This is a genomic window from Bacillus sp. sid0103 (assembly GCF_019219025.1).
In genome coordinates this window covers 114,449-121,933 of sequence record NZ_JAHUWN010000020.1, presented here as the reverse complement: position 1 = coordinate 121,933, position 7,485 = coordinate 114,449, and the positions used below count along the sequence as shown (strand labels likewise).

Here is a 7,485-nt window from a genome sequence, read left to right as displayed (position 1 = left end):
GCGCGAAGCGCGCGAAATCTTGATGGTTTGGAAGGGGGTACCCCCTTCCAAACCATCAAAATTCATAAAAGCTGAAAAACATTGTAACCATAGGAAATACAATTTACACAAAATATAGGACTTGACTGACAACATGAAGCAATTTCCAGGTAAACCTGTCTGAATAGGCCCCGCATTCAGACAACATGAAGCAATTTCCAGGTAAACCTGTCTGAATAGGCCCCACATTCAGACAACATGAAGCAATTTCCAGGTAAACTTGTCTGAATAGGCCCCGCATTCAGACAACATGAAGCAATTTCCAGGTAAACCTGTCTGAATAGGCCCCGCATTCATCTTTTCCACACATAAAAATAAATTCAAATGCAGCTATTATTTCGCATCATGAAAAATAATTCCTAATCCAAAACGGGTACCAGATGTCACCGTACTGACGCCATGCCTAACAGTCGCCCGATAATAGCCTCGGGTTCCTTCGATTGGACGATGATTCGTTGGGAAAATGAGTCCTTCACCCTGATCAAGAGTAATGACATGTCCTCGGCTTTGGGCACGAGGTCTTTGCTCAACAAGGATGGATTCACCGCCGGTATAGTCTTGATCCCGTTGATTTAGCACAAATAGTACTTGGAATGGAAAGTATACATCACCATATATATCTTGGTGCAAACAGTTATATCCTCCGGTTTCATACTTAAGAATTAATGGTGTAGAACGAGTTTGCCCCTGGGCGTGACAATGTTCAAGAAATTCTGATAGGCTGGGCGGATAAATGGGTTCTTTTTTTAGTTGCTGTAACCAGCGGTTGGCAGCTTTGGCGAGTTCCGGGTAGAAGTCAATGCGAAGTTGTTGTAGTAATGATGGGAAGGGAGATTGATAATATTTGTATTCTCCTTCCCCGAATCGATATCTTTTCATATTAATGGTGCTCCGAAAATTGGATGGATGCTCATATGTACGGATCATATCCTGGCATTGGTCAGGTTCCAATAATGGGGGAAGCTTTGCAAAGCCCTGAGTATCTAGGATGAGGTGCACCTCATCCCAGTCTAATGATGAAATCCTATTTGGCATATTTGTTCATTCCTTTCATGTGGGCAGGTACTTTTTCCAATTCCAACAGCTTTTCTTTCATCTCCAATCCGCCCCGAAATCCAGTGAGCTTGCCGTTTTTTCCAATCACACGATGACAGGGCACCGTGATTAAGATTGGATTAGCCCCAATCGCTGAGGCAACAGCACGGACCGATTTAGGTTTTTGCAGAATTTCCGCGATTTCCGAGTAAGTATGTGTACAACCGTAAGGGATTTCATGTAATGCGTTCCAAACTGATTGCTGAAAAGGCGTCCCGTAATAATCGATTGGAAAGGTAAACAACGTCCGCGTTCCGTGAAAATATTCGGCGAATTGGTCAGCATATACCTGTAATCGGTGATTATCCTGTTCTAATTGGTGCTGGGGAAACTTTTTCTGCACCCAGTTCATTAATTCCTCAAAGCCCTTATGATTCGAGCCAACATAACAAAGTCCTTTTGATGTTGCTGCCAGGTACATTTCCCAAGGTCCATCAACAAACAATTTCCAAAAAATTTTTTTATTTTCCATCATAAAAACTCCTTTCTTTAGTTCTTCCGCGACATTTGCCGATATCCTGAAGGTGTATAGGTTGTAATTTTTTTAAAAAGCGTCGCGAAATGAGTTGGATTTGAGATCCCCACATCTATACTAATGTCGTTTATTGATGTATCTGTTGCAGCTAGCAGCTGTTTAGCCTGATTAATTCGTGTCTCCTGAATATATTGAGCCGGGGTTACCCCCTTAATTAGCTTAAAGGTCCGTTGCAAATGATATGGGCTGCCGTGACAAATATCTGCCAAGCTTTCGAGTGTTAATGGTTCGTGAAAATGTGTGTCGATGTACCCAGCAATTTGTGCGACCCATTCTTCATTTGGGAGTCGCAGTCCTTTCGGCTTGCACCGTTTACAGGGGCGGAAATGCTCAGCTAGTGCATGTTCAGTATGAAAAAAGATCTGGACATTTTCCATTTTTGGAGCTCTGGATTTGCAGGATGGCCGACAGAAAATACCTGTTGTTTTAACGCCATAAAAAAATTGATCATCATAAGAAGAATCATTCTTGATAATCGCCTGCCATCTTTCTTCAGTCAGACCGTTACTATCCGGACGAACCTTCTGTGGTGTTTTTACCCTTTTCACCTTATCACCTCGGTAATCAGTATACCTCTATTTAAAGGGGGAAGTAAGTGATTACGAATATTAAAGCAAGATTACAAAGATGAATGTAAGCGCTAAATAATCGTTAAAGAAATATTCACAGGTTTTTAGAAGTATTTGTTATAAAATAAATATGTTAAGTATTTCACAAACCATAAGAGCATTCAGTTTATTGACGAAGGAGTATATCTAATGGGATACAGTAAACCCGAAAAAATCATGGAAATTACCATTGAAAATGGAGTGAAAAAATCAAAGTACCCGCCTTTACAGACATTGATATTGGGGTTTGAAGCAGGTGCCTTCATCGCTTTTGGTTATTTACTTTTCATCCGCGTAACAGCAACACTCACAGGAAATTTAGAAGGGATGAGCAGTTTAATTGGTGCGTCTGTTTTTCCAATCGGTCTTGTCCTCACATTACTCGCTGGTGGAGAACTTCTAACAGGGAATATGATGGCTGTGCCGCTAGCTCGAATAGCGCAGAAGATCAGCACGAAAAAGGTTATTCATAATTGGTTTCTCGTAACGGTTAGTAACTTTCTGGGGGCACTATTTGTCGCTTACTTTTTTGGACATTTGCTTAGACTTACGGAAACAGGACCATTCCTGGAAAGAACGATAAGTGTTGCTGACCATAAATTAGAAGCTACATTTCTCCAAGCCTTTATTTCGGGAATAGGCTGTAATTGGCTTGTTGCTTCGGCTGTGTGGCTTTCGTATGGTGCTAATGATATGGCCGGGAAAATTACTGGTATCTGGTTTCCAACGATGGCATTTGTCGCGATTGGCTTTCAACACGTGGTGGCGAATATGTTTGTGATTCCAGCGGCGATCTTTGCCGGACATTTTACTTGGGTCGCGTATTTAGAGAATTTTGTCCCTGTTTTTTTAGGAAATGCTGTGGGTGGATCGGTATTTATTGCTATGGCATACTGGCATGCTTATAAGAAAAAGGAACGGACTGTAACGGAACCGAAAATGATTCATCCCATGATGAAAAGTGGTGTTAGATAGATAGCCGACAGTATACAGAACATTCTTTATTAAACTCCTTATTCAAAAGGAGTTTTTTTATATAAAAATAAAACTTATCACTCATATTGCCATGTTCAAGTGAATAAAATCGGAGAATGAATGGATTTCATTGGGAGGTCCTAGGTCACAGCATGAAAATATAGGATAAGAGGTTGGGGAAATGAGAAAAAGCTTGTTTGTAATTTTATTTTTAGTCATCTGCAGTTTAATGGGGTTGGCTGGTTGTACAGAAAAAACAGTGAAAGAAAAGGCGGTTGGGGAAAAGGTCACAGAACCAAAGCAAAAACCAGTTCAAATACCATATGAAGAAAAACAGAAGGAAGAAGTACCAAAAACGATTACGGTCAATGTACTGGATCCAAATACGAAATCGATTATCAAAACCTTTCTTCCAGTTGATATGGGATTTGGAACAGATAACGAAGCGTATAAAAAGGAACTAGAGAAGTGGGCAAGCGACTTGGCAAAAGGAACGGAAAGTAAGAATGGCTATGATCAACGAATGGTTCTGGATAAGATTGACTCCAAAGGTCAGATCATTAAAGGGAAACCGAGGATTATTTTAGAAGAATCAGAGTTGGTTGAAAAGGTAATTGCAGCATCGGCCAATGGAGGAGATGTGGAACTGCCTCTTTATGTGACCGAGAGCGGGTATAAGTCGGAGGATGTGAACCAATTAGGAGAAGTCGTTGTGGCAACCTATACGACAAGATTTAATAGCGGGGTTGTCGGCCGTTCAAAAAATATCGAATTGTCAGCAGGAGCGATAAATAATGTGATTGTAGGCACAGGAGATATTTTCTCTTTTAACACGACAGTTGGACCAAGTGATGCCGAGCACGGATATCAAAAAGCGAAGGAAATTGTAAATAAACAATTAGTTGATGGAATTGGCGGTGGGATTTGCCAGACTTCTTCTACCTTGTTTAATGCCGTAGACCAATTAGGTGTTAGTTACATTGAAAAACACCACCATTCTTTGTCAGTTGGTTATGTCCCTGCAGGCAGAGATGCCACCGTATCGTATGGCGGTCCCGACTTCAAATTTCAGAATACAACTGGCGCACCATTTCTCATCAAATCCATCTACAAAAAAGGTTCCTTAACGATCGAAGTAAGAACATCAGCAGCCTTCCAAACTTTAATGGCAAAACATTAAAAAGTGTCAGGCACCATATTGGATGGTGCCTGACATCGTGTGAAGAAACATATATGAGGAGGGAGGATTATGTGGTTGTTTTCGAAACGAGAGTTTACGATTGCTGAAGAGGGAATTGATTTGGTTGAAAAGATAAGGCTGGGCGGAGTGGATCAGTTTGTCCTTATCCAGGGGGATGATGTTACGAAGCCTGTATTGTTATTTGTTCATGGCGGTCCATGTATGCCGGTTCCTGGCGTGGTTTCTCGAGGTCAGAATTATGCCGTGTCCATTTCCACTAAAGAGCTTGTTAAACATTTTGTTGTGGTATTTTGGGACCAGCGAGGGGCTGGGAAAACCTATCACAAAAATACACCCAAAGAGTCTTTTCGCGTCGAGCAATATATTCACGATTGCTATGAATTAATTGACATCTTAAGGAATCGTTTTAATAAAGAAAAGGTATATTTAGCTGGTCATTCATGGGGGACCATTATCGGATTATCGGTTGCATCCAGGCACCCGGAAATGCTTCATGCCTATATTGGCATATCGCAAATTATTAATTGGCAGGAAAATGACATGATTTGTTTTGACTGGTTAAAGGCCAGGGCCGAGAAAGCCAATGACCGGAAAACATTGAAGAAATTAGAAGAACTAGGACGACCACCTTATCTATTACTGAAAAAATGGACCGATTTCCGACGCCCCCTGATCAAATACAATTCGATGGTTTATGAAAGCGAAACAGTGAAACATCCAGGCATGCTAGGTGCTTTAAAGCTCTTCTTAAATAGTTCAGAATACTCCATGAAAGCTATCTTCCATACACTTTACAGCTCCTACAATCAAACCTACACCCAAGAACTAGTTGAAGATTTTGCAAAGGTAAATTTTAAAACAATAAAAAGAATAGAGACGCCGCTTGCCTTCTTACACGGGGCAAAAGATGTTCATGTTGACGGACGACCTGTGGAGCAATATTTTATCGAACTAGAGGCACCGTTTGGGAAAGAATTGGTTTGGTATGACAATTCCGGCCATATGTTTCATCCTGACGATACGAAAAAGATTGAAAAATTTATCATCGAATATGCGGAAAAAGTTTCAGAAATGCTGGTCGTATAGTGTGATAAGGTTCAATATTAAAAGCCCGTTATTATCTTTTCAACGACTGAAGTTGAAGAGATAATAGCGGGGCTTTTTTAATGATTTTAAATGTGTATATTTATTCCTTGGTAAACAAAAAATACCATTGGTCATCGATAAAAATGTAGGAGGATTTGCATGGAATGGTTTAAGAAATCGTTAATTTCTTTTACTCTAATCATATTATTAGGAGGATTAGGTCAGCAAAGTGCAGCAGCTAAAGACCTTAAAGTTACTATTCACCCTGATCCATCGAACGGTCAAATGAAGTCGATAGAGACGAGCAGACAAAAGCCAACCAAAGCAAAAAACCAAGGATTATCGAAAGATTATCATGGACATAAATCCAAACGGCCGGAAACGAATAATCCAAAAAAGAAAAAAGCACCCTCAACGAATAATCGTTTTATTCCGATTCAATTATTAGGTATTAATGACTTGCATGGACAATTAAATGTAACCCGAAACGTAAACGGGAAGCCAGCTGGCCGGGTTGATTATTTAGCTGCCTATTTAAAAGAGCGAGAAGCAGAGAATAAAAATACCCTTCTTGTTCAGGATGGTGATATGGTAGGAGCCAGCCCTCCTGTTTCTGCACTTTTACAGGATGAACCAACAATTGAAATCTTGAACAAACTAGGTTTTGATATCGGAACCGTCGGTAATCATGAATTTGATGAAGGGTTAACGGAACTGCTCCGCCTGATAAATGGTGGAACGCATCCAAAAACTGGAAAATTTGCAGGCTCCAATTTTCCATGGATCGTTGCAAATGTCATCAATGAAAAAACAGGAAAGACAATCCTGCCACCCTATCAAGTTATCAAAGTAAATGGAATGCCGATTGGCTTTATCGGTGTCGTGACTACCGAGACTCCGATGCTAGTTGTCCCTAGTAATGTAAAGGGATTAAAGTTCACAGATGAAGTAGAAGCCATAAACCAAAATGTAACGGAGTTGAAAAAACAAGGGGTAAAAGCGATTGTCGTCTTAGCTCATAATCCGGGTACTTCCGGTCCAAATGGAGAAAATCCAAAAGGGCAGTTAGTCGATATTGCTAACAGGGTGGACGATGAAGTGGATATCATTTTTGGCGGCCATAATCACGCCTATATGAACGCAATGATTGACAATAAATTAGTAGTCCAATCCTATTCTTATGGCACGGCCTTTTCAGATGTGGATATCGAGATTGATCCACAAACTAAGGATATCGTCTCAAAATCGGCAGAAATTGTAACTACGTTCCAGGAAGGTATCAAGCCAGATCCAGAGATAAAACGAATGATTGAAGGATATGAAGCAAAAGTGGAACCCATTGTTAATCGGGTGGTCGGGTCTTCAGCGAATAGTCTGACCGCTAAGCAAAATGAGAATGGTGAGTCCGTCCTTGGTGATTTCATTGCAGATGCGGGGAGGAAGGCGATGAATACCGACTTCGCCTTTATGAATCCTGGCGGAATCCGAGCGGACATCGACCCTGGTGATATTACCTGGGGAGAAGTTTACACAGTTCAGCCCTTTAATAATGACCTTGTTAAAATGACAATGACTGGACAGCAGATTAGGGCACTGCTTAACCAGCAATGGGGTCCAACCAAAACCAATATGCTGCAGATATCTGGTTTAAGCTATAGCTGGGATCCCAATAAATCAATCGGTCAAAGAGTAGTGAGCATTAAGTTGCCAGATGGCACGGAAATAGATCCAAATAAATCCTATTCAGTAACAGCGAATATCTTCCTTTCTGGCGGCGGAGATGGATTTACCGTATTTACTCAAGCCCAAAACAAAGAAGTCGGGCCCGTTGACCTTGATGCGTTAGTGAACTTTATCTCAGCCCAACATAAACCATTCACTTATCAAATTCAAAACTGTATCCAGAGGGTTCAGTAATAAAATAGGGTGTCAGGCACCAATTGGTG

At 40.9% G+C, this 7,485-nt stretch carries 7 protein-coding genes; 4 read left to right on the top strand and 3 right to left on the bottom strand.

What is annotated here, in order from left to right; genetic code table 11:
• Window positions 1-372: 372 nt before the first annotated feature.
• From KW850_RS21305 to KW850_RS21295, 3 genes are read right to left on the bottom strand one after another with little or no spacing between them, the layout of a single operon-like run.
• Complete coding sequence (locus tag KW850_RS21305) at window positions 373-1,074, bottom strand: 2OG-Fe(II) oxygenase (RefSeq protein ID WP_218349769.1); 702 nt, start codon at window positions 1,072-1,074, stop codon at window positions 373-375.
• On the bottom strand, window positions 1,064-1,606 hold the full coding sequence (locus tag KW850_RS21300; protein WP_218349768.1) for a methylated-DNA--[protein]-cysteine S-methyltransferase: 543 nt from the start codon (window positions 1,604-1,606) through the stop codon (window positions 1,064-1,066). The genes KW850_RS21305 and KW850_RS21300 overlap by 11 nt, the downstream gene beginning before the upstream one ends.
• Before the next feature lie 17 nt (window positions 1,607-1,623).
• Window positions 1,624-2,217, bottom strand: a complete 594-nt coding sequence (locus tag KW850_RS21295) for a bifunctional transcriptional activator/DNA repair enzyme AdaA (RefSeq protein ID WP_218349767.1) — start codon at window positions 2,215-2,217, stop codon at window positions 1,624-1,626.
• A 210-nt stretch (window positions 2,218-2,427) separates the two neighbouring features.
• On the opposite strand from KW850_RS21295, the gene KW850_RS21290 reads away from it, so the two are divergent.
• The 4 genes from KW850_RS21290 (at window position 2,428) to KW850_RS21275 (ending at window position 7,456) form a co-directional block, all read left to right on the top strand.
• Complete coding sequence (locus tag KW850_RS21290; protein ID WP_218349766.1) at window positions 2,428-3,252, top strand: formate/nitrite transporter family protein; 825 nt, start codon at window positions 2,428-2,430, stop codon at window positions 3,250-3,252.
• 181 nt (window positions 3,253-3,433) lie between these two features.
• On the top strand, window positions 3,434-4,432 hold the full coding sequence (locus KW850_RS21285; protein ID WP_218349765.1) for a VanW family protein: 999 nt from the start codon (window positions 3,434-3,436) through the stop codon (window positions 4,430-4,432).
• A gap of 69 nt (window positions 4,433-4,501) precedes the next feature.
• The gene (locus KW850_RS21280) at window positions 4,502-5,539 is read left to right on the top strand and encodes an alpha/beta hydrolase (RefSeq protein ID WP_218349764.1); all 1,038 of its coding nucleotides are present in this window, start codon (window positions 4,502-4,504) and stop codon (window positions 5,537-5,539) included.
• Between the two features lie 159 nt (window positions 5,540-5,698).
• The gene (locus KW850_RS21275; protein WP_256358367.1) at window positions 5,699-7,456 is read left to right on the top strand and encodes a bifunctional metallophosphatase/5'-nucleotidase; all 1,758 of its coding nucleotides are present in this window, start codon (window positions 5,699-5,701) and stop codon (window positions 7,454-7,456) included.
• Window positions 7,457-7,485 lie beyond the last annotated feature (29 nt).

Coding starts and splice junctions, on each gene's coding strand:
- KW850_RS21305 (WP_218349769.1), bottom strand. CDS start 1,074: ATGCCAAATAGGATTTCATCATTAGACTGGGATGAGGTGCACCTCATC.
- KW850_RS21300 (WP_218349768.1), bottom strand. CDS start 1,606: ATGGAAAATAAAAAAATTTTTTGGAAATTGTTTGTTGATGGACCTTGG.
- KW850_RS21290 (WP_218349766.1), top strand. CDS start 2,428: ATGGGATACAGTAAACCCGAAAAAATCATGGAAATTACCATTGAAAAT.
- KW850_RS21285 (WP_218349765.1), top strand. CDS start 3,434: ATGAGAAAAAGCTTGTTTGTAATTTTATTTTTAGTCATCTGCAGTTTA.
- KW850_RS21280 (WP_218349764.1), top strand. CDS start 4,502: ATGTGGTTGTTTTCGAAACGAGAGTTTACGATTGCTGAAGAGGGAATT.
- KW850_RS21275 (WP_256358367.1), top strand. CDS start 5,699: ATGGAATGGTTTAAGAAATCGTTAATTTCTTTTACTCTAATCATATTA.